The 24,693-nt window shown below is 70.9% G+C and carries 22 protein-coding genes; 3 read left to right on the top strand and 19 right to left on the bottom strand.

What is annotated here, in order from left to right; all coding sequences use genetic code 11:
• Nucleotides 1–54: 54 nt before the first annotated feature.
• From ACSC1Q_RS34405 to ACSC1Q_RS34380, 6 genes are all read right to left on the bottom strand, one after another.
• Nucleotides 55–1,254, bottom strand: a complete 1,200-nt coding sequence (locus ACSC1Q_RS34405) for an MFS transporter (protein WP_436762886.1) — start codon at nt 1,252–1,254, stop codon at nt 55–57.
• 79 nt (nt 1,255–1,333) lie between these two features.
• Complete coding sequence (locus ACSC1Q_RS34400) at nt 1,334–2,728, bottom strand: ABC transporter substrate-binding protein (protein WP_436762885.1); 1,395 nt, start codon at nt 2,726–2,728, stop codon at nt 1,334–1,336.
• 21 nt (nt 2,729–2,749) lie between these two features.
• Nucleotides 2,750–3,751 (bottom strand): Gfo/Idh/MocA family protein, encoded by a 1,002-nt coding sequence (locus ACSC1Q_RS34395; protein ID WP_436762884.1) that lies wholly within the window; start codon nt 3,749–3,751, stop codon nt 2,750–2,752.
• Nucleotides 3,748–4,713 carry an NAD(P)-dependent oxidoreductase gene (locus ACSC1Q_RS34390; RefSeq protein WP_436762883.1) on the bottom strand — a complete coding sequence of 322 codons (966 nt, stop codon included), beginning with the start codon at nt 4,711–4,713 and terminating at the stop codon, nt 3,748–3,750. Before ACSC1Q_RS34390 ends, ACSC1Q_RS34395 begins: the two co-directional genes overlap by 4 nt.
• Nucleotides 4,710–5,549, bottom strand: a complete 840-nt coding sequence (locus ACSC1Q_RS34385; RefSeq protein WP_436762882.1) for a DUF6807 family protein — start codon at nt 5,547–5,549, stop codon at nt 4,710–4,712. Before ACSC1Q_RS34385 ends, ACSC1Q_RS34390 begins: the two co-directional genes overlap by 4 nt.
• Nucleotides 5,539–6,645: a Gfo/Idh/MocA family protein gene (locus ACSC1Q_RS34380; RefSeq protein ID WP_436762881.1), complete on the bottom strand. Its 1,107-nt coding sequence runs from the start codon at nt 6,643–6,645 to the stop codon at nt 5,539–5,541. The genes ACSC1Q_RS34385 and ACSC1Q_RS34380 overlap by 11 nt, the downstream gene beginning before the upstream one ends.
• Before the next feature lie 79 nt (nt 6,646–6,724).
• Here ACSC1Q_RS34380 and ACSC1Q_RS34375 point away from each other — a divergent pair, with 79 nt between their 5' ends.
• Nucleotides 6,725–7,870, top strand: a complete 1,146-nt coding sequence (locus tag ACSC1Q_RS34375; protein WP_436762880.1) for a XylR family transcriptional regulator — start codon at nt 6,725–6,727, stop codon at nt 7,868–7,870.
• On the opposite strand, the gene ACSC1Q_RS34370 is transcribed toward ACSC1Q_RS34375, so the two are convergent.
• From ACSC1Q_RS34370 to ACSC1Q_RS34335, 8 genes are all read right to left on the bottom strand, one after another.
• Entirely contained in the window at nt 7,867–8,730 is an 864-nt protein-coding gene (locus ACSC1Q_RS34370) for a carbohydrate ABC transporter permease (protein ID WP_436762879.1), read from the bottom strand. The genes ACSC1Q_RS34375 and ACSC1Q_RS34370 overlap by 4 nt on opposite strands.
• Nucleotides 8,727–9,626, bottom strand: coding sequence for a carbohydrate ABC transporter permease (locus ACSC1Q_RS34365; RefSeq protein WP_436762878.1), 900 nt, complete (start codon nt 9,624–9,626; stop codon nt 8,727–8,729). The genes ACSC1Q_RS34370 and ACSC1Q_RS34365 overlap by 4 nt, the downstream gene beginning before the upstream one ends.
• Nucleotides 9,627–9,631: 5 nt before the next feature.
• Nucleotides 9,632–9,820: a hypothetical protein gene (locus tag ACSC1Q_RS34360; RefSeq protein ID WP_436762877.1), complete on the bottom strand. Its 189-nt coding sequence runs from the start codon at nt 9,818–9,820 to the stop codon at nt 9,632–9,634.
• A 513-nt stretch (nt 9,821–10,333) separates the two neighbouring features.
• Nucleotides 10,334–11,212, bottom strand: a complete 879-nt coding sequence (locus ACSC1Q_RS34355) for a hypothetical protein (RefSeq protein ID WP_436762876.1) — start codon at nt 11,210–11,212, stop codon at nt 10,334–10,336.
• Nucleotides 11,213–11,214: 2 nt separating this feature from the next.
• The gene (locus ACSC1Q_RS34350) at nt 11,215–13,848 is read right to left on the bottom strand and encodes a DUF7824 domain-containing protein (protein ID WP_436762875.1); all 2,634 of its coding nucleotides are present in this window, start codon (nt 13,846–13,848) and stop codon (nt 11,215–11,217) included.
• Between the two features lie 235 nt (nt 13,849–14,083).
• On the bottom strand, nt 14,084–15,619 hold the full coding sequence (locus ACSC1Q_RS34345; RefSeq protein WP_436762874.1) for an ice-binding family protein: 1,536 nt from the start codon (nt 15,617–15,619) through the stop codon (nt 14,084–14,086).
• Nucleotides 15,620–15,976: 357 nt separating this feature from the next.
• Entirely contained in the window at nt 15,977–16,660 is a 684-nt protein-coding gene (locus tag ACSC1Q_RS34340; protein WP_436762873.1) for an ArsR/SmtB family transcription factor, read from the bottom strand.
• 5 nt (nt 16,661–16,665) lie between these two features.
• Nucleotides 16,666–17,154: a cupin domain-containing protein gene (locus ACSC1Q_RS34335; protein ID WP_436762872.1), complete on the bottom strand. Its 489-nt coding sequence runs from the start codon at nt 17,152–17,154 to the stop codon at nt 16,666–16,668.
• A gap of 175 nt (nt 17,155–17,329) precedes the next feature.
• Between ACSC1Q_RS34335 and ACSC1Q_RS34330 the strand changes: the two genes are divergently transcribed.
• Nucleotides 17,330–19,696, top strand: a complete 2,367-nt coding sequence (locus ACSC1Q_RS34330) for a M64 family metallopeptidase (RefSeq protein WP_436762871.1) — start codon at nt 17,330–17,332, stop codon at nt 19,694–19,696.
• Nucleotides 19,697–19,920: 224 nt separating this feature from the next.
• On the opposite strand, the gene ACSC1Q_RS34325 is transcribed toward ACSC1Q_RS34330, so the two are convergent.
• Nucleotides 19,921–20,892, bottom strand: coding sequence for a GNAT family N-acetyltransferase (locus ACSC1Q_RS34325; protein ID WP_436762870.1), 972 nt, complete (start codon nt 20,890–20,892; stop codon nt 19,921–19,923).
• Nucleotides 20,893–21,140: 248 nt separating this feature from the next.
• Here ACSC1Q_RS34325 and ACSC1Q_RS34320 point away from each other — a divergent pair, with 248 nt between their 5' ends.
• Nucleotides 21,141–22,340, top strand: coding sequence for an SMI1/KNR4 family protein (locus ACSC1Q_RS34320; protein ID WP_436762869.1), 1,200 nt, complete (start codon nt 21,141–21,143; stop codon nt 22,338–22,340).
• Nucleotides 22,341–22,407: 67 nt separating this feature from the next.
• Here ACSC1Q_RS34320 and ACSC1Q_RS34315 read toward each other — a convergent pair whose 3' ends face one another.
• The 4 genes from ACSC1Q_RS34315 to ACSC1Q_RS34300 all read right to left on the bottom strand — a co-directional run bounded on the left by ACSC1Q_RS34315 (nt 22,408) and on the right by ACSC1Q_RS34300 (nt 24,369).
• Nucleotides 22,408–22,644, bottom strand: coding sequence for a hypothetical protein (locus tag ACSC1Q_RS34315; RefSeq protein ID WP_436762868.1), 237 nt, complete (start codon nt 22,642–22,644; stop codon nt 22,408–22,410).
• A gap of 136 nt (nt 22,645–22,780) precedes the next feature.
• Nucleotides 22,781–23,632 carry a helix-turn-helix domain-containing protein gene (locus ACSC1Q_RS34310; protein WP_436762867.1) on the bottom strand — a complete coding sequence of 284 codons (852 nt, stop codon included), beginning with the start codon at nt 23,630–23,632 and terminating at the stop codon, nt 22,781–22,783.
• Between the two features lie 13 nt (nt 23,633–23,645).
• Nucleotides 23,646–24,164 carry a DUF6879 family protein gene (locus ACSC1Q_RS34305; protein WP_436762866.1) on the bottom strand — a complete coding sequence of 173 codons (519 nt, stop codon included), beginning with the start codon at nt 24,162–24,164 and terminating at the stop codon, nt 23,646–23,648.
• Nucleotides 24,142–24,369 carry a hypothetical protein gene (locus tag ACSC1Q_RS34300; protein ID WP_436762865.1) on the bottom strand — a complete coding sequence of 76 codons (228 nt, stop codon included), beginning with the start codon at nt 24,367–24,369 and terminating at the stop codon, nt 24,142–24,144. The genes ACSC1Q_RS34305 and ACSC1Q_RS34300 overlap by 23 nt, the downstream gene beginning before the upstream one ends.
• Nucleotides 24,370–24,693 lie beyond the last annotated feature (324 nt).

Genomic DNA, 24,693 nt, shown 5'->3' with positions numbered 1-24,693 from the left:
GCCGACGACCGGCGAACGCACCTCGGTCCCGGCGGACGGCCGGGGTGCGGCCGGTCACGACACCACCAGTGCTCCACGTCGTCCGATCGCCCAGATCGCCAGGGCGAGTACCGACAGCGCCATGCCCGCGACGCTCACCGCGTGCCACTCCCCCACCGACCACAGCACCACGGCGGCGGCCGACCCGATCGCCCCGCCGATGAAGTTCCCCGTCACGAAGGTCGTGTTCAACCGGCTCCGCGCCTCGTCGGACACCGCGAAGATCCGCGTCTGGTTGAGGATGTTCAGCCCCTGGATCGCCACGTCGACCAGCACCACCACGGCGAGGACGAGCAGCACGGACCGCCCGGCGAACATCGCGACGACGAACGACGCGAGCACCAGCACCCACGCGACCCCCGTGGCGGGCAGGGACCAGCCACGGTCGTGCAGCCGTCCGGCCCGCCGCGCGGCCAGTGCCCCGGCCAGCCCGGCCAGCCCGAAGAGGCCGATCACCGGGACGGGGTACTCGAAGGGCGGCGAGCTCAGCAGGAAGGTCAGCGACGTCCAGAACATGGTGAAGATCGCGAAGCCGATCCCGGCCAGCAGCAGCGTCCAGCGCACCGCCCGCTCCCGCCGTACCACCGCGAACACCGACGCGATCAGCTGGGGGTAGGGCAGCCGCGTCTTCGGCTCCAGCGCGGGGATCCTCCGGTGGAGCAGGGCCGCCAGCAGGACGGCCACGACGGCGGCCGCCGCGAAGATGGTCCGCCAGCCCGCGAACCCGGCGACCAGGCCGCTGATCGTACGGGAGATCAGGATGCCCGTCAGGATTCCCGACGTCACGGTCCCGACCACGTGGCCGCGCCGGGACTCCACGGCCAGGTCCCCGGCCAGCGGTGTCAGCAGCTGCCCGGCCACGGTCGTGACGCCCAGCAGTGAGATCGCCGCCAGCAGCAGCCAGAAGGACGGCGCCAGGGCGCACAGCACCAGGGTCACGGCCGACACGAGCAGCATCAGGGGAATGAGCCGCCGCCGGTCCAGGACGTCGCCCAGCGGGACGATCAGCAGGACGCCGATCGCGTAGCCGACCTGGGTGGCCGTGACGAGCCATCCGGCGACGGCGGTGGAGGCGTGCAGGTCCTCGGCGATGAAGTCGAGGAGGGGCTGAGCCCAGTAGAGGTTGCCGACCGCCGCGCCACCGGCGACGGCGAAGAGGAAGGTCAGGCCACCGGTCATGACCTGGGGAGCCGGTGGTGCGGGTTGTACGGTCACCCGGACATGCTCGCACGCGGGGGCCGCCGGTCCCGAGCGGGGACCGGCGGCCGGGCGAATCGGCCGGCTCGCCGCGGAGTCAGCCCGTCGCGGTGGTGGCGAAGACGGGCGGGATAAGGCCCGCGGTGAGGTCGGCCTTGAACGCCTTGTCCATACCGGCGCAGAACGCCTCCGCCGTCTGGTCGCCGTTCACCACCTTGTCGATGTTCTCCAGGATGTACTGTTCGGCCTTGCCGCCGAACGAGGTCCAGGTGGTGTACCCGACGGCGCCCTTCTCCGAGGCGTTGTTGATCCTCAGATAGTGGTCGACGACCCTCTGGTCGACGCCCGGGGGCACGTCGGCCTGGGTGAACTTGATCGGGAGCGGCACCCGCAGGTTCGCCGCGGTGGCCTCCCACATGGTCGTGACGTCCGAGAGCATCCAGCTCAGGTAGGCGGCGGCGGCCGGGAGGTTCTTGGAGGCGGCGTTGATCGACATGGTGCCGCCGACCGACAGCGGGTAGACGTCGGAGGGCACGCCGGGGGCGAGCGGGGGCAGCGGCGCGTCGGCCCACTCCGAGCCCGCCGCCTTGAAGTACTCGTCCATGGCCTCGAACTCCCAGCTTCCGGAGATGTACATGCCCGCCTTGCCCTCGGCGAGCATGGCGTACTTCTGCGGGTCCTGGAGGGAGAAGTACTGCTTGGCGCCGCCCGCGAAGTAGCCCTTGCCGAAGTAGTCGGACAGGAGCTGGATCGAGTCGACGAACGACTGGTCGGTGAAGGGCAGTTTGCCGGTGAGCGCGTCGTGGATCTTGCCGGGTCCGGCCACGCCGTTCATGAACGAGCTGACCAGCCAGTCGGTGGCGCCCTGGTAGGTGGCGTTGGCGTTGACGAAGGGCACGATGCCCTTGGCCTGCATCTCGCCCGCGAGCTTCTCCAGAGAGGCGCGGTCGGTCGGCGGGGTCCAGCCGTTCTGGTCGAAGAGGGTCTTGTTGTAGAAGAGCGCGAGGGTCTCGTAGTAGAGCGGGACGGCCAGGAACTTCCCGTCGATGACGCCCATGTCATAGGCCCAGGGCAGGATGCGCTCCTTCCAGCCCTCCTTCTCCGCCAGCGGGCCGAGGTCGGTGAGGTAGCCCGCCTCGGCGTAGGGGATGGCGGTGGAGGAGCCGGGGGTCTCGATGAAGTCGGGGCCGCGCCCGGCCGCGAGGGCGGTCTTGACCTTCTGGCCGAGGGTGCCGCCGGTGCTGGGGATCGCGTCGACCGTGACCTTCGGATACATCTTCTTGTACGGATCGATGTACCACTTCTCGAAATCCTTGACCGACTTCTCGTCGTTGGAGTCGAGGTCGTACCACATCGTGACCTTGCCGCCGAGCTCCGCGGGGGCGGCGGTGGGCACGACGGTGTTGTTCTTGACCGCGGGGGGCTCTGCGGCGCAACCGCCGAGCAGGGTGAGCGCGGCCACCAACGCGAGCACACGGCGACGTGTGACCATATCTGGCTCCTTTTTTGCCGGTCAGAAGGGAGGGACCGCGACGGGCACGCCGCCGCGAAGGGCCGAGGTGTGGGCGGCGATGCCGGTCGCCGTCCAGTTCGCGGCCCGGGTGTGGTCGATCGCGGGCGGGCGGCCCTCGACGACGGCGGACACGAATTCGTGCACGAGATGCGGATGCGAACCGTCGTGGCCGCCGCTCGTGTACGCGCGGATCTCCTCGGGCAACAGGTCGGGCCGGTCCGGCGGGATCACCGGTTCGGTCGTGACCTGACGGCCCCTGGCCTCCGTCGGAGGCAGGAGTGTGTGGAGGACCATGTCGCGGTCCCATTCGAAACCGAGCCGGTCGCCGTAGACGGAGAAGGTCTCGGCGTAGGGGCGGGCGACCTGGTAGAGCGAGCGGGTCAGCTCGACGACGGTGTCCCCGCCCGCCACCCGTACCAGCGCCGACTCGACGGCGAACCCGTTGTCGTACCCGCCCCGGTTCTCCGGTTCGAGCGAGCCGCCCCCGAGGGCGGCGACCTCCACGGCGGGGGCGTCGAGCAGGTGCAGGATCGGCGCGATCGCGTGGGTGGCGTAGTGCATGGGCGGCAGGCCGCGCCAGTAGCCGGGCCAGCCGGTCATGTCCTGGGTGTGCACGCCCCGGGCGTGGTTGATCCTCCCGAAGGCGAGGCCGGCGGCGTACAGGAAGGCCCGCGTGTAGACCGCGGTCTCCATCATCATGTACGTCGTCCCGGCCCGCTCCCGGGCGTCGAGCACCCGCTCGACGTCCGCGAGCGACAGGGCCATCGGCACCGTGCTCGCCACGTGCTTTCCCGCCTCCAGGGCGGCCACGACGTGGTCGGCCCGGTCGGCCAGCCCGGTGACGACGTGCACCGCGTCGACCGTGGGGTCGGCCAGCACGTCGTCGAGGGACGAACCCTCGATCGGGTCGGCCACCACCACGGACGACACCAGGGGATGGTCGCGGTAGATCGGGACGAACTGTCGTCCGAACCCCAGTCCCGCCACCGCGACCTTGATCATCGCCCTGACTCCGGGAAGAGCGCGGCCAGCGCCTCGGCGAGGCGGAGGTTGGACTCGCGGGTGCGTCCCGCGTTGTGCGGGGTGTGCACGACGTTGTGCCGTCCGAGGAGCGGGTCGTCCAGCGGGACCGGTTCGACGTCGAACACGTCGGCGGCCAGGCTCAGCTCGTCGGCGAGCACCCTGCGGCGCAGTTCCGGCATGTCGACGACGGCCGCCCGGGTCACCAGCACGACCAGGCAGCCCTTGGGCAGTGCGCGGATGTGCTCGGCGGTGACCAGCCCCTCGGTGCCCGGCAGCAGCGGCACCATCGGGGCGAAGATCTCCGCGTCGGCGAGCAGGTTCTCCAGGTGGTGGACCCGGCGCGCGCCCGAGCGGTGGAAGGACGGCTCGGCGGCGAACGGGTCCCAGGCGGCGACGTCCGCGCCCAGCATGTGGGTGAAGGAGGCGTAGCGGCTCGCGATGTTGCCCGCGCCGACGATCCGTACCCGGGTGCCCTCCACGGTGCCCGCGGTGAAGCCGGGGTTGTCGGAGTACTGTCCGTAGGAGTAGTCCCACGGGCCGAGGCTCTGGATGATCTCGTGGTGCGTCTGCGGGATGCGCCGCAGCGCGCCGATCGTGAGGCCGAGGGCGAACTCGGAGACCGACTGGCCCCAGTAGCCCTCCGACGGCAGGGTGAGCTGCCGGATCCCCCGCGACCTCAGCAGCTCGTCCGTCTCGGGCGGGGACCGGTAGCCGGAGCTGGCGTACATCTCGGCCAGTGCCGGGAACCGGTCGAGGTCCTCCCCCGTGGGCAGCGCGCCCAGGGAGATCAGCCGCTCGACGTCCCCGGGGAGGTCCTCCAGGGTCGCCTGGCGGGTCAGGGTGGCTCCGGGCAGCAGGCCGAGCAGGTGGTCGGCCGTGAAGGGCCAGTGCCACTCGAACTCCGGGGTGGCGACGATCGCGGTCCTCATCGTGGTCCTCATGTGGTGAACGCCGTCCAGATCTCGTCGATGGTCTCGGTGCCGACGGGTTCGGCGAACACCGCGACCCGGTGCCGGAAGGCCCGGCTCTCGCCCTCGCCGAGGGTCCACGGCCCGGCGACGCAGGCGCTGGGCGCGACGCCGAACTCGTTGTCGACCCGCCAGGGCACGGGGTGTTCGAGGTTGCCGGGGTGGTCCATCACCGCGACCTGCGCCTCGCCGGTGTGGCCGGGCACCGCCATGCGCACCGCCACCCAGCGGGCCCGCCGTCCTTCGGCGGCCGCGTCCTCGTCGCCCTCGCTGTTGACCGCGTGGCCGCCGGTCTCCTCGCGGTACGGCATGCGCAGGAACAGCCCGCCGTACGGGTACTGGCCGAACGTCAGCGGGACCTCCGCCTGGAAGGTGAGCACGACGTCCAGGTCGTAGCGGTCGCCGTGGTCGGTGAGCAGCCAGTCCTGGGTCTCCCGCATGAGCGTGCCGCCGTCGGGGTGGTGGTAGTCGGTGCCGACCGACCACCACGCCCTGTTGTCCTTCGCCTGGGGGACGCCCTGGAGGCGGGGGTGGAAGGTGCCGTCGGTGGCGGCGTGGGCGGGGCGCAGGCCCTCCAGCCAGAAGCCGACGCCGTTGACGTCGTTGAGGCCGACGTAGAGGCCGTGCTGCCACGGGTGGTGGCCGGGCGCGTCCTCGGTGATCGCCGCGGTGCCGCCGGGCACCACGATCGGGTGGATGAAGGGGCGCCTGCCGGGCGTGGCGTTCTGCACCACGATCGGGGTCCGGGAGCCCGCGTGGAAGACCCCGGCCCAGCCGGCGTCCGCGAGGACGGTGAGTTCAGTGGTCATTGCCGTACACCGGGATGTCGAGTTCGACGCCTTCCAGGGCCGACTGGTGGGCGCGGATCCCGGCGCTGGTCCAGTTGGCGGAGGCGTACACGTCGGGGAAGGGGCGGCGGTTCTCGATGACGGCCGTCAGGAACTCGTGCGCCAGGTGGGGGTGGGAGCCGCCGTGGCCGCCGCCCTGGGTGAAGGACAGGTGCTGGTCGCCGTCGGCGCCGTAGACGCCCTTGGTGGTGAAGCGGCGGATCTCCCCGGGGAGCAGGTGGGCGAAGTCGGGGACCTCGCTCCGCTCGCCGTCCTCGCCGGTGAAGATCACGGGGTGCTCCCGTTCGAGCTGCTGCCACTCGTAGCTCCGCAGGGAGCCGTACACGTCGAAGCTCTCCATGTACTCGCGGGCGACGTCGTACAGGGACCTCGTGACCTCCATCGCCAGATCGGAGTCGCGCAGCGAGAACACCGCGCTCTCCACGGCGAAGTGCAGGCCGGACCCGGGATCGCGACCGCCGACCAGCCCCGATCCCACGCAGCGCACCGAGGCCGCCCGCGCCCCGGCCAGCGCCAGCAGCGGCGCCACCGCGTGGGTGGCGTAGTGCATCGGCGCCATGCTCTGCCAGTAGTCCGGCCAGCCCGCCATCTCCTGCATGTGGGCGCCGCGCAGGAACTGGATCCGGCCCAGCGCGCCGCTGTCCAGCAGCTCCTTCGCGTAGAGGAACTCCCGCGTGTAGACGGCGGTCTCCATCATCATGTACGCCTTGCCCGACGCCTCCTGGGCGGCGACCACCCGGGCGCAGTCCTCCACCGAGACCGCCATCGGCACCGTGCACGCCACGTGCTTGCCCGCGTTCAGCGCGGCCACCGCCTGGTCGGCGTGGGAGCCGATCGGGGTGTTGATGTGCACCGCGTCGATGTCCGGGTCCTCCAGCATGGCGTCGTAGTCGGTGTGGCGGCCCTCGATGCCGAACCGGTCGGCGATCTCGTTGAGGGGTCCCTCCGACCGCTGGCACACGGCGACCAGCTCGGCGTTCGGATGCGCCTGGTAGATCGGGATGAACTCGGCTCCGAACCCGAGGCCCGCGATGGCGACCCGTACCTTCTCTGTCATGGCGTCAAAGGTACGAACGACGCTGAACTGGGACCATGCAATTTCTCGCAGCCTTCCTTCGATTTAGTACATTGTGAAAATGGCGGAAACCAGACATGTCGCCCTGCTCGTCGAGACCTCCAACGCGTACGCCAGGGGCCTGCTGGTGGGGATCAAGAAATATCTCGTCACCCACCCCGGATGGTCGATCTACCTGGGCGAGCACAGCCGCCAGGAGACCGACCTGTCGTGGCTCGGCGGCTGGCGGGGCGACGGGGTGATCGCCCGCATCGAGAACGCCGAGACCGCACGCCAGGTGCGCCGCCTCGGGGTGCCCGCCGTCGACCTGAGCGCCGCCTACCTGGCGCCCGAGCTGTCCTGCGTGGAGACCGACGACGACGTGATCGCCCGGCTCGCCGTCGAGCACTTCGCCGTACGGGGGCTGCGGAACGTCGCCTACTGCGGCGACGCCCGGTTCGGCTGGTCGGTGAAACGCGGCGCCGGGTTCGTCGCGCACGCCGCCCGGCACGACCTGGCCGCGCACGGGTTCCAGATGGAGCACACCCGCGACCTGGCCGCCGAACGTGAGGCGATGGCCGGCTGGCTGCTCGGGCTGCCCAAGCCGGTGGGCGTGCTGGCCTGCTACGACATCGCCGGGCAGGAGATCCTGGAGGCCTGCAAGATCGCCGGTCTGGCGGTGCCGGACACCGTCGCCGTGCTGGGCGTCGACAACGACGAGCTGATCTGCAACCTGACCACGCCGCCGCTGTCGAGCATCCAGCCCGACACCACCCACACCGGCTTCCTGGCCGCCTCGCTGCTCGACCAGATGATGTCCGGCCATGCCCTCGCACCCAGGTTGCACCTGATCGAGCCGCTCCAGGTGGTCACCCGGCAGTCGAGCGACATCCTGGCCGTCGACGACCCGATCGTGGCCCGCGCGCTCCGGCTCATCCGCGACCGCGTCGACGACGGCCTGCCGGTGGAGGCCGTGCAGCGCCACGTGGGGCTCTCGCGGCGCTCGCTCGACTACCGGTTCACGCGGGTGCTGGGCCGTACCGTCCACGAGGAGATCACCCGGGTCCGGATGGAGCGTCTCGCCCACCTGCTGATCCAGACCGACTGGTCGCTGCCGCAGCTCGCCGGGCGGATGAACTTCAGCCACTCCGAGTACATGGGAGTGGCCTTCAAGAAGTTCACCGGCAAGTCGCCGGGCGAGTACCGCCGCGCGCATCACGCGCGCTAGCCCTTCACTCCACCGCTGGCCAGGCCCGCGATGAACTTGCGCTGCATGAACAGGAAGAGCAGCACGGCGGGCAGCGTCATGATGACCGCCGCCGCGTTGACCAGCCCGAAGAGCTGGGTGTGCCCCTGGCTGTACTGGAGCAGCGCGGTGGCCATCGGCAGCTTCTCCGGCGTGGTCACGAAGATGACCGAGAAGAGCAGCTCCGAGTACGCCCCCAGGCCCGCCACCAGCCCCACGGTCAGCAGCCCCGGCCTGGCCAGGGGCAGGATGACGCGCCAGGCGATCTGCCACTCGTTGGCGCCGTCGATCCTGGCCGCCTCGTCGAGCTCCCTCGGGATGCCGACCAGGAACGTGCGCAACAGCAGCACCGAGAACGGCGTGTTCAGCGCCACGTAGATGATGACCAGCCCGAACAGGCTGTCGATCAGGTCGAGGTTCGACCAGAGGAAGAACAGCGGCACGATGAACATCTGCACCGGCAGCGAGATCACCACGAACAGGTAGTTCTCCATGCCCCGCTTGAACGGCAGGTCGAGCCGTGCCATCGAGTAGGCGCAGGCGCCCGCGCACACGCAGGTGCCGATCACGGTGCCGCCCACCAGGATGACGCTGTTCCACATGCCCCGGCCGATGCTGCCCCGCGTCCAGGCCTCGACGTAGTTGGCGAACTCCAGGCCGGAGGGCAGGCCCAGCGGGTTCTGGCCGAGTTCCAGGCTCGTCTTGAACGAGTTGAACACCAGGATCAGCAGGGGCAGCCCGGCGAACAGCGCCAGCAGGGTCAGCACGAGGTAGGAGACGGGGGTCCGCTGGATCCCGCCCGACGTCCTGGACGTCGTTCTGGAGATCGTCTTGGAGGTCACCGCGTGTCCTCGTTTCTGCGGATGAAGTGGAAGATCACCAGGAGGACGCCGCCGAGCAGCGAGATCACCAGCGCCATGAACGAGGCGTAGCCGGGTTCGAGCGCGGTGAACGCGGTCCGGTTGACCAGCAGCGAGACCAGGTCGCTGGATCCGGCCGGGCCACCGGCGGTGAGCGCGAAGGAGTAGTCGAAGGCCAGCAGCGCGCCGAGCGAGATGATCATGAGGGCGAACATCAGGGTCGCCCGGATGCCGGGCAGCGTGACGTGCCAGAACTCGCGGAACGGACCGGCCCCGTCGATCCGGGCCGCCTCGAACAACGACGGGTCGACGCTCTGCATGGCGGCCAGGAACAGCACCACCAGGAAGCCCCAGAAGTGCCAGTTGTCGACGAACGCGACGCTGTAGAGCGAGAGGTTCGAGTCGCCGAAGAAGTAGACGTCGTTGAGCCAGGTGATACCGATCTTGTCGAGCTGCGCGGCGATCCCGGTGGCCGGGTCGAGCAGGCTCTTCCAGATCTGCGCGTTGACGACGCTGGCGATCACGTACGGGATGAAGAAGATCACCCGGAACAGGGAGGCGCCCCGGCGGACGCGCGACAGCATGAACGCCCCGACCAGGCCCATCGCCATCGGCACGGTCAGGAACAGCACCAGCCAGATGAAGTTGTGGCCGAGGGCGTTCCAGAAGGTCGCGTCCCCGATCAGCCGCCTGGCGTTGTCCAGGCCGGTGAAGCTGGGGGCGGAGAAGCCGTTCCAGTCGGTCCAGGCGTAGTAGAGGCTGCTCACCGCCGGACCGGCGATGACCAGCAGGTTCATCGCCAGCGCCGGGAAGGCGAAGGCGATCGCCACCAGCCGCCGGTTGCGCCGCCGGCGGCGGCCCTCGTCCGGCAGGGTCACCGCGGTCACCCTCGACCACCCGCACCGGTCCCGGCCGCGACACCGGCCTCGGACACCGGCGGCACCGGGGGCATCAGGCGCATCGATGGCATGGGCCTGGCCGCGACGCCGGCCTCGAACTCCTCGCCGACGCCCGCGCCGACCGCCTCGGGGGGCATGGCCGGCCGTGTTTTCCCGGGGGACCGATGGATCATCGCCGGCTCCCTTCTCCTTGTGGCATTTCTGCCATGTTGCGTCATATGTACCTTTGCTCCCGCTAAGTACGGGAAAGACACACAAACTGTTACGGTGCCGTATCGGCGGCGTGTCCTTTGTTGGAGCAACGTACGAAGCCCGCACCCGCAGGACCATGCAGAATCCCGCTGGCATCCTTCGATTTCTTACACGGGTGCTTCGACGGAGGACCAGATGGATCGCCCCAGGTGGGCGGGGGCCCGGCCCGCTCACCCCACGGCCGGGCGCCGGGACTGGGAGCCGGGGCCGGGACCGAGAGCCGGGACTGGGACTGGGACCGGAACCGGGAGCCGGGGCCGGGCCTGATCGGCCGATGGGCCGGAACCCGGTGGGCGGGCCATGGGGGCCACCGCCGCGCTGCCGCCCCAGGCCGCTCCTGCCGGCCGGGTGGGTCGGAACCCGGTGAGCGGGCGCCGCGCTGCCGCCCCAGGCCCCTCCTGCCCGGCCGGTGGGTCAGAACCCGGGCCGGTGGGTCAGAACCCGGTGAGCGAAGGCATCCGATCGGACGTACCGGCCTGGAACGCCTTGCTGAGAACGGTCCTCAGCCGCTCCGTCTCGGCGGGCGTCAGGTCCAGGTCGACGGTGAGAACGGTCTCCGCCTCCATGTCGTCCGCCGCCTTGGGGGTGAAGCGCAGGACGAGGCGCCGATCGTCGAGCACGCAGGCGATGATGCCGTCCTCGGTGCCCCGCTTGCCGCTCCGGCCTACCCGGTAGGGCCTCCTCTTCCCCTCTCTCCTGGCGATGAAGAGGAGGTGGCCGCCACCGCCACCGGCCTTCTCCTCCAGGACGGCGAGGGGTTCGCCGCCCCTCTCCCCGGCTCTGAGCCCGCGGGCGACCATGTGCCCGATCGGCGTGTAGGCCACCTCTCCGGAGATCACCGGCTCGGGGTCCGGCGACTCGGCGGAGTGCCGCCACGGGTCCTCGGGCTCGCGGATCCCCACCGGAACCGCCGTCGGGAGGGCCTCCACCAGCCAGCCGGGAACCGTGTCGCGAGGAAACACCGTCAGCTCTTCCAGCGGCGCGATGTCAGGGATGTCCGTACCCTCGGGAAAGGGAAAGCCGTCGGCGTCCACCTGTCCCCGGTACGACCTGCTCTCCGGCGTGAAGCGCAGCTCGCAGGAGAACCAGGTCCCCTCGCCGTCGCGATGAGCCAGTTCGCGCAGTCGCCGGACCTGCTCCTCCAGCCCCTGGACACCGAGCTCCACCCCGTCGCGTTCCACGACCACACGGGTGAATCCCCCCACCTGGCCGCAGCGGACCGTGGCGTCGCTCCAGCCGGGAGGCGCGGCGGCGCGGACCAGGTCGCCGATCGCCAGCCGCAGGCGGCGCTCCTCGTCATGCTTCGAGCGCATGGTCATCCTTCCTTCACTGTCAACAGCCCGTGCAGGCGGCGCGCCTCACGGAGCAGGCCGCTCGATCCCTTGCGTGCCGCCATGGCCTCGATCTCGGGGATCGCCCCGCGAGCGCCGCACCACGCCGCCGAGGTCGCGGCCAGCGCCACGAACTCGGTGAGCCCGTGGCGCGGCCGGTGACCGGCCTGGGGCACGAGCGACGGCAACGCCGCGGCGACCGCCGTCCACACCTCCCCGTGGGCCCCCTGGCGGGCCGCCGACTCCAGCGCCGCCGTCAGGTGGACGAGCTTGATCTGGTCGTGGCCGACCAGTGCCGCCGCCCGCCCGCCGAGTTCGGCGGCCGGCAGGTCACCGCGACCCGCCATCGTCAGCAGGACGTCGACGGCCTCCGGCGTGTCCGGGTCTCCCAGCAGGCGGGCGAGGACGAGCGCCACGGCCGCTCCCGGCGGCCCGTCGAGCCGGGCGAGCTCGCGCAGCTGGCCAGGCCGTACGGCCATGTGGTGCCACTGGTCGTGCCGGAGCTGACGTGACAGGTAGGCGGCGGCCACCTCGCGGTGGGACGGGAACATCGACGGCCACCAGCTCGGCTGGACTCCGTCGCCATGCCACGGAGAGTCGGCGAACATCCGGTCGACGAGCGGCAGCCCGGTGGCCTGCGCGCGCAGCGACGGGACGGGCTTCGTCTCCCCGTCCCCGTGTTCCGGGTGGGACCAGCCCATCTCCACCACCGGGTCGGCGAGCCGGGCGCCGGACAGCCATCGGGCGACCAGGCGGCCTGCCGCCGAGGAGAGCCGGCCGGCGCGTTCGGCCGCCTCCCCGTCCCGCTCTCTCGGCAGCCGCAGGAGCGCCTGCTGCAGGTCGGCGGCGAGCGGCTTCGCCCCGGCGGCCTCGATCACCTCCAGCCTCGTCACCAGCTCGGCCGCCTCCACGTGCCCGGTCGTGAGGGTGGGGGTGGCGAGCAGCAGGGGTGGGACGACGTCCCGCTCCACGGCCATCTGGATCTCGGCGGCCCGGTGCAGCAGGAGCAGGCGCGGCGGAGGGAGACGGCGGGTGTCGGGGAGCCTGCTCCTCCAGGAGCCGCGCTCCGGCGCGACGCCGGTGAGGGAACACGCGGCACCGATCAGCCAGTGGTCGACCCGGTTCCAGTGGTGGACGCCGTACAAATGCCCGTGCCCGCCGGGCAGGGCGGCGGCCATGTCCTCCCGGTCCCAGTGATGGACTCCGTACAGGCTCTCGTACCTGCCGGGCAGGTAGGGCTTGAACGCGGCGGCCGTGCCCTCCCTGTCCCGGTGCACGAGGGCGACGAAACCGGCGAGCAGCCGCTCCCACGCCCGCCAGTCGTCGGAGTCGTTCAGCAGGGGCACCATCTCCGCCACGGAACCGATCGGTTCCGGCATCCGCCGGGGGGCGTCGGGCCGAGGGAGCGCGGGCGGGTCGAACCCGTCCCGTGGCCCGGCCTCGGCCGGCTCCTCACCGCCGAAGACCGCGAAGGCACGCCGCCCGAGGTCGGGCGGGAGCGCGCCGAGCGCGTCACGGATGGCGGTACGGCCCTCGTCGTCCATCGTGGCCGCGTGCTTGATCGCGAGTTTCAGCGCCCTTTCCTGGAGCTCGACGGAGTCGGAGGCGAACGCGAGCGCCAGCGGTCCGGCGATCGAGGCCGCCAGGCCGGGCGAGAGCCGTACCCGCTGGTCCATCCAGGTGAGCCCGGCGCGGACGAGCTTGCGCTCGGGCCGGAAGAGCACCGCCTCCCATCCCTCCACCAGGTCGAAGGGGTCGAGGACGTCGAGTTCGTCGAGCCCGCGCAGGTGCCGCAGCGCCAGCTCGGCGACCGGCCCCGGGGCCGCGGGCAGCAGCCGCAGGTAGTCACGGGCCTGCGGCTCGATCTCGTGCGGCGCGGGGTCCAGGACCTCGTGCAGGCGGACGAAGAACCGCAGATCCGTCACCGAGCCGCCCAGCAGGAACCGCCTGACGCACCCCTGGAGCAGCGCGGACCGTCTCGCCCCGTCCGCGGCGGCCAGGGCGCTCAGGGCACCCAGCGACGCCCCGGCCGGATCGCTCTCCCACCGCAGGGCCCGCCCCACCCCCTGGGCCTCGAAGAGGCGGGGAAGCATGACGTCGAGGAGCGGATCCTCGTGCGGGGCGGGCGGCGTGGGCAGGGCGGCGAACGCGCTCGCCCATCCGGCGACCACCGGATCGTGGTCCGGCACCTCGATCCCGGTCGCGCGGAGCAGGGCGAGCGCCAGCTCCATGCCACGGTCCTCCGCCGTCCGGAGCCTCAGCACGAGCCGCCTCGCCAGGTCGGCCCGCCACTCCGCGGGCCGGGCCGCGAGGATCGTCGTGATCCGCCCGGTGTCCCCGTACGGCGGGCTCCAGGCGGTGGTGAAGTCCCGGCGGTTCAGCCAGGTCGCCACGGCGGCCGCCCCGGGGAGGACCCCCGCCCCGGCGGCGCGGAGCACCTCGGCGTGGTCTTCGAGCCTCCGCCAGGACTCGCGCCGGCCGCGCAGCGTCTTCAGGTATCCGGGAAGACGGCCGGCGACCTCCTTGCGCGCCTCCTCGTCCAGCCCGGCGATCCGGGCCGCGACGGCGTCGGCGTCCCGGCGGTCGATGAGCCCGCGGATCTCCTCCCAGGCGCTCACGTGACGGCCTCTTCACGGCGACCGGCCTCTGCGTGTCGGGAGGTCCGAGGGAGTACGCCGGGCGCCGGGACCTTCGTCCCGGCCGGCGGGGCGGCGTGCTGGTGGGGGGTGGACATGCCGCGAACAGTAGTGATCCACTCCGACAGTTCGGCCGCGGATCCGTCACGGGGCCATGGCCCCGTGACCGTGCCGACAGACGTGCGCCCCTCCTCCCGCTCACCCCTTGAGCGCGTGGTCAGCGCCGGAGAACGGGCTTCTCGTCCGCGCTGGGGTGCGAACGGCGGCACCCGGCCCCCGAGCGGCAGCAGTGATGGCGGTGGTGGTGACGGCGCACGCGATCCTTGATCCTGATCACGTTGTCGTCGTGCTGGTGGTTCCTGATGCTCGTGCCGGGTTTACGGCCGGTGGGCAAGGTGGACGTGCCGGTGGGTGGCACCGGGACGTCGTTGGCCGGGACGACCAGGGTCACCGGCGCCGAGGCGCTGGCGTCCAGCAGGGCGGTGCCGGGGAAGGAGGCCGTGATCACATGGGTTCCCGGTGCGAGGACCACGGCCAGCACGGCGCGGCCGTTCGCGTCGAGCACGGCGGTCCCCAGGCTCACCCCGTTGTCGAGGAACTGGACCGGCCCCGTCGGCGCGTTCGGCCCGGGAGAGGTGACGGTCGCGGTGAGGGTGTACCCGCCCGGCACCCCGGGCGTGGGCGCCGTGGCCAGGGTGGTCGCGCTCTGCCGCGACACCGGCGGGACGACCAGGGGCACCACCGGTGAGACGCTGGCGTCCAGCAGGGCGGTGCCCGGGAAGGCGGCCACGAGCCCGTGACTTCCCGGTGCGAGGACCACGGCCAGCACGGCGCGGCCGTTCGCGTCGAGCACGGCGGTCCCCAGGCTCACCCCGTTGTCGAAGAACCCGACCGGCCCCGTCGGCGGGGTGGGGCCGAAGGAGGTGACGGTCGCGGTGAGGGTGTACCCGCCCGGAACCCCGGGCGTGGGCGCCACGGCCAGCGCGGTCGAGGTCTCCCGTGACACCGGCGCGGCGCAGAGCGAGCGTGTGACGGTGTTCGTGTCCAGGGTGACGGCGCCGTTGCGGGCCAGGAGGCGGCCGTCGATCACCGCGCCGGTGGTCGCGGTGATCGACGTCAGCGCCAGGATGTTGCCGGCGAAGCTGGAGCCGGTGCCCAGCGTGGCCGAGCTGCCGACCTGCCAGAAGACGTTGCAGGCCTGGGCTCCGTTGATGAGGTTCACCGTGCTCGCGGACGCGGTGACGAGGGTGGAGGCCGCCTGGAAGATGAAGACGGCGTCGGGGTCTCCCTGCGCGTCCAGGGTCAGCTCCCCGGTGATCTGGAAGGTGCCCAGGGCGGAGTTGTAGGTGCCCGGCGTCAGGGTCGCGCCGCCGAGTTCGGTGGCGATGGTGGCGTCGGCGACCTGGCCGGCCGCGTTGTTGTAGGCGGTGGTCAGGTCGGCCTGCGCCTGGGCGGCGGCGGCGTCGGCCGCGTGGACGGCGCCGACCACGAGGCCGGGCGGGAAACCGGTGATCGCCGACCCCGGGCTCACACCGAGGTCTCCGGTGAGGACGGTGGGGCCGGTGTTGGTGACGGCGGAACCGCCCAGGACCGCGTAGCTCGTGACCGTGCCGAGCGGAGGTGCCGTCGCCGCCCTCGCCGCGTGCGGTGTCGCGGTGACGCACCCCAGCGCGAGGACGGCCGCCAGGGCTCCGGAGAGCCCAGGGCGAACGACACTTCGCGCGACAATTCGCAAATGACCAATGCCTGTCATAATGCTGACCTTTTCTTTTGGTATTACTCCGTTCAGACGCATTGCCGACGATGCGCCATTTCATCCGATCCTACTAATCGGCGAAGTCGTACTCGTTATGCGACATGCGGGATATTTTATTGCACAACGATTTCCGCACATAACGTAAATGAAGCTGTTTTCGGCTTTCAGGATGACCGCATGGCCACATGGCCGCATGGCCGCCTCTGCCCAGGTCAGAGAGGTTGACAGCCACGTTCGCCCGACAGGACGACCCGTCACAAAGCCACGGCCCCGTGACGGGGACGTGGATCCGTTACAGGGGATCCGTCACAGGGGATTTGCCGCAGGGGATTTATCGCAGAGCCGAGGGATCCGTCACAGGGCCGACGGGGCGGAACCGGCCTGCAGCCGGTTGCCCGTGCGCCGCCAGCGGGCGAGCCCGCCGTCCAGCGGGCGCGCGCGGAAACCCTGTTCGCGCAGCAGCCGTACGGCCTCCGGGGAGACCGCGCAGTAGGGTCCGCCGCAGTAGGCCACGATCTCGGCGTCCCCGGGGAGCTCGTCGAGACGGTCGCGCAGCTCGGCCAGGGGCACCGACAGCGCGCCCGGCACGTGGCCGCGGGCGTGGTCGGCCGCGGAGCGGACGTCGACGATCACGATGTCGGTGCCGGGGTCGGCGAGACGCGCGGCGAGCTCACCGGCGGTCACCGGCTCCAGCGCGGCGGGGTCGCCGAGATGCTCGGACACCGCCTCCCGCAGGTCGGCGAGCCTCTCCCCGGCGAAGTCCTGCAGCTCGCCCAGGAACCGGGAGACCCGCTCGTCGGCCAGCCGGTAGTAGACCCGCGTACCGTCCCTGCGGCTCGTCACCAGGTGGGCGGCGCGGAGCTGCTGCAGCTGGGCCGAGGTGTTCTTCAGCGGGACGCCGGCCGCCTCGGACAGCTGCTCGACGGTGCGTTCCCGCTGGTCGAGCACGTCGAGCAGCCTGAGCCGCACGGGACTGGCCAGCGTCTTCCCGATCCTCGCCAGCTGCCGGTAGATCGGTTCCTCGCGAAACTCCGCCATGACCGTCAGACCATGTACTGGTCGTGGCGGAGGTAGAGGTCCGTCCACTCCGCGTCGCCGAGCTCACGCCCCTCGGCCACGATCGCGCCTAGCTCCTCGAAGTACGCCTCGCGCGGCGCCCCGGGGGTGAAGAGTATGAGCATCGAGGCCGGTTCGCCGGACTCGTTGCGGAAACTGTGCACCCCGCCCGCCGGGACGTGCAGGAAGTCCCCCTCCGTCGCGTCGGTCGGGCCCTTCCCGTCGAACAGCCGCACCGTCCCGGACAGGACGAAGAAGGACTCGGAGATCGTCCGGTGGAAGTGGGGCGCCGGGCCGGACCGCCTCGGCCCCATCTCCCAGCGGTACAGGCCGAACTGCCCGCCCGTCGAGGCACCGGTGCCCAGGTAGTGCACCGCCGTCCCGCCGATCATCAGATCCGGCCCCGCGCTCGCCGGCCGGAAGGTCCCGCTGCTCTCGCCCGCCTCGCCCGGGTAACGCGCCTCCGGGTACGACATCGCGCCTCCGTCACCGTGCTCCAGTATTCCAAAGAACTATAGGACAGTGCAGGAACGAGATAAAGACCAACTAGAGCCATAAATCCGGATTTATCACTATTTGAGATGGACGCCCGGAGCGCCGACGCACGATAGTGCTGGGAGTCTCGACTGGCCCATGGAGGTTCCCCCCGCTATGCGTATCACCAGGCCGCTCACCGCCCTGGCGGCCGTCTCGATAACCGCGGCCCTGCTCACCGCTCCCACGACACCCGCCAACGCCAGTGCCAACGCCTCGGCCGACGTCGGCAGCGCCACCGTGGTGCCGCTCCAGGTCACCGGAGCCCCGGAGAAGCGGTTCAATCTGATCATCCTGGGCGACGGCTACACGGAGGGCGAGCGGTCCACGTTCGCCGCCGACGCCGACCGGCAGCTCAACGTGATGTGGTCCATCGAGCCGTACAAGTCCTACCGCAACTATTTCAACGTCTACCGGGTGGACATCGTCTCCGGCGAGTTCGGCATCGGCTGCGATCCCGACCTCGCCTCCGGGAGGAGGAACACCCCGCTGAGCATGGCGTTCTGGGGCGGCTGCAACCCCGCCAGCGTCCAGCGGCTCATCACCATGAGCAACTCGGCGGCCAACTCGTACGCCAACCTGGTGACCGGGACCAGCGGTGCCAACCGGCAGATCCTCGCCCTGGGCAACAGCGGGACCTACGGCGGGGCGGGCGGCGCCTACGCCACCTCCTCCGGCCACAACTCGATGTCGGCCCTCATCGCGCCGCACGAGATCGGCCACTCGCTGGGCGGGCTGCAGGACGAGTACACCTACTACACACGCGGCGTGGAGGGCGGCACCTACACGGGAGGCGAACCCACCTCCGTGCACCACACCCTGCTGACCGAGCAGCGGATCAGGGACGAGCGGAAGAAGTGGTGGCGCTGGCTGGGCGAGCCGAGCGAGGCGGGAGGCGTCATCGGCCGTTACGAGGGCGGCCTGTATTTCGGCAAGGGGGTCTGGCGGCCCAGCGAGCACTCGATCATGAGGACGCTGGGCTACTACTACGACCAGGTCAGCCGTGAGGTGATGACCCAGAAGATCTCCGCCAAGGTCGGCCTCATCCAGGACGGCACGCCCACCGCGTCACCGGTCGGCGCCGACCGGGTGCTCTGGGTGGAGCCGCTGCACCCCAACAGCCACTCGCTGACCACCACCTGGAGCGTCGACGGCACCGACCTCCCGGGCGACCACACCGGTCTCCCCGGCGGCGGCACCGACCTCCCAGGTGACCGCACCACACTCGACCTCCGCACGCTGAACCTGCCCGCCGGCACGCACACGGTGAAGGCGACCGTCGTCGACCCGACCGGCTTCGTGCGGGACCCCGCCATCCGCTCCGGCGCCCTCACCGCGACCCGTACCTGGACGGTGGACACGACCGTGACCACCGCCCCCGCCCCGGTCGACGCGGGCCTGCTCTCCTCCACGCCCACCGGCCAGGCCGTCGGCCACGACGAGGTCGTCTACGTCGAGACCACCCACCCCGACGACGACGTCCCCGCCGTCACCTGGACACTGGACGGTACGCGGCTCGGCGACACCGACGGTGACCTGGATCTGGGGCAGCTCACTCTCGCCCCCGGCAACCACACCCTCACCGCCACCTCCGGCGGCGACACCCGGTCCTGGACCGTCGACAACACGCTGCCCACGACCGGCTACGAGCTCTCCGAGCCGCTGGTCGCCTCCGGCGACACCCACGTCTACAACGGCCCCTTCACCATGAGGCTCACCGGCGGCGACGACCAGGACGGGTACGTCGTGCACGAGTCCCGGGTGGACGGCGACGGCTGGTTCAACTACTTCGGCTGGCCGACCTCCGCCGACCTGCCGTGGACGTTCAGCGAGAGCGGCACCGTCATCGACAGCCTCACCTTCGGCAAGCTGCCCCGGGGCAGGCACACCGTCGAGTACCGCTCGATCGACCCCAGCGGCAACCACGGCACGGCCGGGAACTTCACGGTCACCACCCTCGCGGCGCCGCCCGCCTGCACCACCACGATCACCGGCACGAGGAACGGGACGATCGCGGTCCGCTCCGGCGTCACCTGCCTGAACGACGCCCGGATCAACGGCGGGGTGACCGTCGGCTCCGGCGCGTCCCTCGTGGTGAACGGCGGCAGCGTGAACGGAGCGATCACCTCGTCCGCCGCCGCCGAGGTGCACCTGCTCAGGACCCAGGTCAACGGCGCGGTCGGCGTCTCCGGCACCACCCGCCAGCTGATCGTCGCCGGCTCCGACCTCAGGGGCGCGGCGGTGCTGACCGGCAACACCACCGTCGACGCCCTCGTGATGGCGGGCACCAGGATCCGCGGCGCGCTCTCCTGCGGCGGCAACACGCCCGCCCCGTCCGACGCCGGGGTGCCCAACCAGATCACCGGCAGCGGCCAGTGCGCCGGCCTCGTCGACGACCCGCGCCCCAAGGCCAGGGACAAGTCCTACGAGGCCGTCATCTCCAGCGACGTCCCCGAGAAGGGCCGGGACCAGCACCACCACTGACACACATGACGGCGGGACGCCCTTCCGAAGGGCGTCCCGCCCTGTCAGGCTCTCACACCGGATCACGCCGAATTCACGCCGGATCACGCCGAGGAGGCGGGAGCGGGCGGGGCGCCGTTCCCGCCGACGCCACCGGTCCCCCGGGTCGTCTGGTCCGCCGGGTCGTCTGATCCGCCGGGTCGCTCCTCGGCGGGGGCCGTCATCCACCGCGGAAACTCGCCAGGTCATTCCGCGGGAACCAGCGGGAGCACGTGTTCGGCCGTACGGCGCGTGATCTCGAACCCGGCCCGGGTGTAGACGCCGAGAGCCCCGGTCGGGTTGTCCGCGTCCACCCCCAGCCCCGCCGTGTCGTACCCCTGCGCGCGGAACTCGCCCAGCGCGTGCGCGAGCAGCGCGCTCGCCACCCCGCGCCCGCGCCACTCGCGCAGGGTGCCGATGATCTGGATCCACGCCTCGCGCGCCCCGGTCGCCTCGGTGTCGGCCTCGAAGTAGTGGGTGAGCAGGACGCCCACGCACTCCCCCGACGCGTCCAGCACGACGAAGGACCCCTCCGGCCGGAACGCCCGCACCCCGACGAGGTTGCTCCGCCAGGACTCCGGGGTGTGCCGGACACTCCCCCAGTGGTCGACGAACGAGCGGTTGCGCACCTCCCGGACGGCATCCTCCAGATCGTCCCGGTAGGGGATGACCTCCAGCCCCTCCGGCAGCGAGACCTTCGGCAGCTCGCCCCCCAGGTCGAGGGTCATCCCGTAGAACCACCGGGCCGGCTTCATCCCGGCCCCGGTGACCAGCGCCCGCAACCCCTCGTTGCGGCTGTCCACCTCGACGTGGAGTTCCAGCGGCTGCCCGGGGAAGCGGCGCTCGTGCAGCACCGGGGTGTTGCCGATCGCCCACTCCAGCAGGCGGCCCCCCAGCCCCCCGCGCCGGTGCTCCGGATGCACCCCGCCCCACATGCTCATCCGATGGACCGGATCCGCCGCGGCCCGGCTCATGGTCATCCCGTACGCGACCAGCCGGCCGGACTCCCACACCCCCAGCGTGCCCTCGACGGGATCGAGCAGCGGGTTGGCGAGATCCCCGGCGAGGTCGTCCGCGGTCTGCCTCCCCCCGACCTGATCCACCTCGTCGATCGCCACCAGCAACTCCGCCCACGCCCCGACATCGTCCTTCGTCAGCGGAACCCACTCGAAACTCATGACTGTCGAGCGTAGAAGCACGCCGCTTTCCTCGGCCACCCGTTTTCCCGCCGCCGGGCGACACCCTCCGCACTCGGGGTGATCGAGCACACCGGTAGAAAACCCCTGACCAGACCCCCACAGTGACCCGCCTTCGAGAAACCGTGAACCGTGCCCGAGGACGGCCGTCACCGCGGCCCCGCCGCGTTCGGGCCGCCTCCGGCTCCTCCGGTCCTCCGGTCCTCCGGTCCTCCGGGTAGGGTGCCGCCGTGGATCTTGACGTCATCCGGCGCGGCATCGACGCGCTCCGTGAGTACGACACGGACCTCGACCTCTTCGGCGCCCGCGAGCACCGCTACCGGTTCGAGCCGCCGCTCGACGAGGCCACGCTGGAGGACGTCGAGACGCGGATCGGGATGCGCCTTCCCGCCGACTACCGCACGTTCCTGACCCGGCTCGGCAACGGCGGCGCCGGCCCGTACTACGGGGTGCACGGGGTGCGGCCGGACGGCTCCTGGACGCGGTTCGGCCCGTTCCCGTTCACGGAGGAGTGGGAGCCGCCCACGGACGACGAGGGCTACGACGACGCCATGGAGGCCGCCTTCGAGGGGCTGCTGCCGGTCGCCGAGCACGGCTGCGGCTACCGCTCCCACCTGGTCGTCGACGGCCCCGCAGCGGGCCAGGTCTGGGGCGACTGGACATGCGTCGGCGAGGCGCTCGTCCCGCAGGCCGAGTCGTTCGGCGCGTGGTACCACGACTGGCTGGAGGTCTCGCTGCGCGAGGTGCTGGGTGAGCGGATCGAGGCCACCGTGCGCGACGAGACCGGCTGGAGCGTCGACCGGCGGCTGCTCGGCCTCCTCCCGCCGCCGCCCGCCGACGATGACGAGCAACCGGCGGTGAAGGTCCTGCGGCTGGCCCGCCGGATCCACCTCGCCCTCTACGAACGCCGCGACGGCGACGCCCGCGACCTCGTCGCCCAGGCCCACGCGGTCGGCGCCGACGGGGACCACGAAGCCGTGCGCCTCGCTCTCGCGGAGGCCGTGCTCCTGCGCGAGGAGGGCAGGAGCACCGACGCCCTGACCGTCGTGGAACACGCGATCCCGCGGAACGGCTGGTGGCTCGACAGGGCGTGGCTGCACCGCCTGCGCGTCGAGTTGCTCCTGACGCGGGGCCGGCTGGACGACGCGCACACGGCGACCGAGGAGCACATCGCGCGCTGTCCCAACGACGACTTCGGCTACGTACGCCGTGCTCTCCTCCGGGTCCTGACCGGTGACCCCTCGGCCGCCGAGGAGGTCCTGCGCGCCGACGCGCCGCTCGGGAGAGGACTCCGATCGGCGGGCCACCCACGTACCACCGACCGCACCCCCACCGCACTACGACTCCGCGCCCGGCGCCTGTCCTGGGAGTGCCACCGCTGGGGCCACGCCGCGGACGCCCCCCGCTTCGACGCGATCGCCGCCGGCTGACCGGGCTCCGGCAACAGTCCCCGGCCGTGCGCCTTTCGAGGTAGATCCGTGGGGCCGGAGGGCCGGCTCAGCCAAGGTGGAGCCGTTCGAGGAACGCCCCCCGCTCGGCGCGTTTGACCTCCGCGACCTTCTCGATGTCCCACCACTCGTACCCGTGGACATGGGCGACGGCCCGCAGCACTTCGAGCACGTCGGCGATCTCCTCCGCCACCCCGTCCACCGGAGCCTCGCGCATCTCCGCCGCCTCCTCGAACAGCTTCTCCAGCAACGCCTCGCGATAGTCCGCGTCCCCGAGAACGGTCACCACCGGCTCCCCGCCACCATCCCGAATGATCTCCGGAATCCTGTCCCGCACGAGTTTCCCCACCTCGGACCACTCCTTCGTACGCGCATCTCAACTGATATCCACCTCGCGGGTGGGCCACGCCCGCGGGTGCCACTCATCCATCCAACGCGGCAACAGCCGATGTGATCAAAGCACGAGCATCGGAACCGTAGACCGCCAGTTCGGCGAGCGCGGCGAACACACCGTCGTACAGGGCGATCTCGCGCGGCTGGGTGATCGTCAGATGCCCGGACACGAGCTCGACCGTCACCTCCGCGTCGTCGAACATCCAGAACCCCTCCACGGGCCAGATGTTCGAGCGGTCGGTGCCGAGCGGGATGACGCCCAGTGAGACCGCGGGAAGCGCGCCTGCCGTGAGCAGGTGTCCCAGTTGTCCGGCCATGGTCTCCGACCCGCCGATGGGATGGCTTAAAACGTTCTCCTCCAAGAGAACGGCGAATCGACGGGCTCCTTCACGGACGACGTTCTGCTTGTCCACACGAACCTGCACGGCCGCGTCCACGTCGTCCGGGAGAGACCTCCGTCGCATGATCGCGGTCAGTACGGCCGTGATGTAGGCGCGAGTCTGCAACGGTCCCGGGACCATCCTCGGGGAGTAGATGCGGAAGTGCCGCGTTCGTTCCCACAGCGGCAACACGGACTCCTGGGCGAGTCGCAGGCCGGTGCGTTCCATCTGCCGCCACTCCACGAACATGCCCTCGACAGCCCGTAGCGAGGCGACCAGGTCAGCGATCTGGTCCCCGGCACCGCACTGCTCGCACCAAGCGCGGATGTCATCGGCCGTGGGAGTCTGTCTACCGTGTTCGATCTTGCTGACCTTGGAGGAGTGCCAGCCGGTCAAGTGCCCAAGAGCACGCCCCGAAAGTCCCGCATCGAGCCGGATGCCTCGCAGCTTCACACCGAGGGCTTCGAGCGCCTTGTGCGCGCTGGAGGACGAGGAACGCATGATCCGCTACAGGTCAGACGGGCCGGTAGTCGCCATGAGGAGTAGCCCGCTCCCACACCGCCTCGAACGCCGTGACACAGAACTTCACGAGATCCGGATCGGTGAAGGTCTCCGCACCCACCTTGTCACCGTCACCGCTGAAGTAGCCGACCAGCAACGTCTCCTCGTCGAACAGCCAGAAGTCGTTACCGGGCAACGCCAGACCGGTGGCGTCACGCCGGGGCAGCCACCGCACCTGCTCCCCCGCACGCACATTGGGAAAGGTGACGTCGTACTCGTACCGGATGTACTGGCTGACAGGCTCGGACACGATCCGGGCGCGCCGCATCTCCACACCGCGAGCGGTCGCGTCGACGACGTTCCGCAGCCACGGCCGCCACCAGGAAGCCCGATCGTCCGGGTCGATCCGGTGACCGGCCTGCCAGGCGTGGTAGTCGGGGTCGTCGAGCATGTAGCCGTCGCGCATTTCCAGGTGCAGGGCGGAGTGCGCGCACACACGTAGCCACTGCTCAAGCGTCCGCCCAACCGCCACCGTTCACCTCCGGGAAGAACCGCATCATGCGCTTGGGGAACCGGATCACCGTCTCCCCATCGGGAACGGAACCGACACCGAGGGCTGCAGGGTCGGCCACCACATATCCCCGAAGGACATACTCGCCGGTTTCAGTGTCTTCCCACACCGTCGCGGAGTCACCGTTCGGGCTGTTGGGATCCTTGCCGAGAAACCGAAGCGCCATCCTGATCTCCTCTTCGAGCAGGTCACGAGCCTTGCTTGAGTGTGCGCACGGACGCTTACCCGCCTCAACGGTTTTGCTTGGGTTTTCTCGGACGCGCCGGACCCGTCGGCCCAGGGAACCTTGTCGCGAACCACCTTGCCAAGCAGGCGACCGCCGGCTCCCCGCCATCCTCGCGAAAGATCTCCGGAATCCGGTCCCGCACGAGTTTCCCCACGTCAGACCGCTCTTCAACTTCTTTCGGAAGTCCCAGAGACTACCCGGCTCCTCTGCCGTACGCGTTTCCCGGTACAAGCGGTGAAAATAGCCTGTATTTCGGCAAATACA

This window comes from Streptosporangium heterodermiicola (assembly GCF_051390675.1).
GTDB lineage: Bacteria > Actinomycetota > Actinomycetes > Streptosporangiales > Streptosporangiaceae > Streptosporangium.
The sequence above is the reverse complement of the archived record's forward strand: the minus strand, read 5'-3'. Positions and strand labels throughout refer to the sequence as shown.

What these genes read in the sequence shown, in the direction of transcription:
- ACSC1Q_RS34400 (WP_436762885.1), bottom strand. Translation starts at nt 2,728, where the DNA reads ATGGTCACACGTCGCCGTGTGCTCGCGTTGGTGGCCGCGCTCACCCTG.
- ACSC1Q_RS34395 (WP_436762884.1), bottom strand. Translation starts at nt 3,751, where the DNA reads ATGATCAAGGTCGCGGTGGCGGGACTGGGGTTCGGACGACAGTTCGTC.
- ACSC1Q_RS34390 (WP_436762883.1), bottom strand. Translation starts at nt 4,713, where the DNA reads ATGAGGACCACGATGAGGACCGCGATCGTCGCCACCCCGGAGTTCGAG.
- ACSC1Q_RS34385 (WP_436762882.1), bottom strand. Translation starts at nt 5,549, where the DNA reads ATGACCACTGAACTCACCGTCCTCGCGGACGCCGGCTGGGCCGGGGTC.
- ACSC1Q_RS34380 (WP_436762881.1), bottom strand. Translation starts at nt 6,645, where the DNA reads ATGACAGAGAAGGTACGGGTCGCCATCGCGGGCCTCGGGTTCGGAGCC.
- ACSC1Q_RS34375 (WP_436762880.1), top strand. Translation starts at nt 6,725, where the DNA reads ATGGCGGAAACCAGACATGTCGCCCTGCTCGTCGAGACCTCCAACGCG.
- ACSC1Q_RS34360 (WP_436762877.1), bottom strand. Translation starts at nt 9,820, where the DNA reads ATGATCCATCGGTCCCCCGGGAAAACACGGCCGGCCATGCCCCCCGAG.
- ACSC1Q_RS34355 (WP_436762876.1), bottom strand. Translation starts at nt 11,212, where the DNA reads ATGCGCTCGAAGCATGACGAGGAGCGCCGCCTGCGGCTGGCGATCGGC.
- ACSC1Q_RS34345 (WP_436762874.1), bottom strand. Translation starts at nt 15,619, where the DNA reads ATGACAGGCATTGGTCATTTGCGAATTGTCGCGCGAAGTGTCGTTCGC.
- ACSC1Q_RS34340 (WP_436762873.1), bottom strand. Translation starts at nt 16,660, where the DNA reads ATGGCGGAGTTTCGCGAGGAACCGATCTACCGGCAGCTGGCGAGGATC.
- ACSC1Q_RS34335 (WP_436762872.1), bottom strand. Translation starts at nt 17,154, where the DNA reads ATGTCGTACCCGGAGGCGCGTTACCCGGGCGAGGCGGGCGAGAGCAGC.
- ACSC1Q_RS34330 (WP_436762871.1), top strand. Translation starts at nt 17,330, where the DNA reads ATGCGTATCACCAGGCCGCTCACCGCCCTGGCGGCCGTCTCGATAACC.
- ACSC1Q_RS34325 (WP_436762870.1), bottom strand. Translation starts at nt 20,892, where the DNA reads ATGAGTTTCGAGTGGGTTCCGCTGACGAAGGACGATGTCGGGGCGTGG.
- ACSC1Q_RS34310 (WP_436762867.1), bottom strand. Translation starts at nt 23,632, where the DNA reads ATGCGTTCCTCGTCCTCCAGCGCGCACAAGGCGCTCGAAGCCCTCGGT.
- ACSC1Q_RS34300 (WP_436762865.1), bottom strand. Translation starts at nt 24,369, where the DNA reads ATGGCGCTTCGGTTTCTCGGCAAGGATCCCAACAGCCCGAACGGTGAC.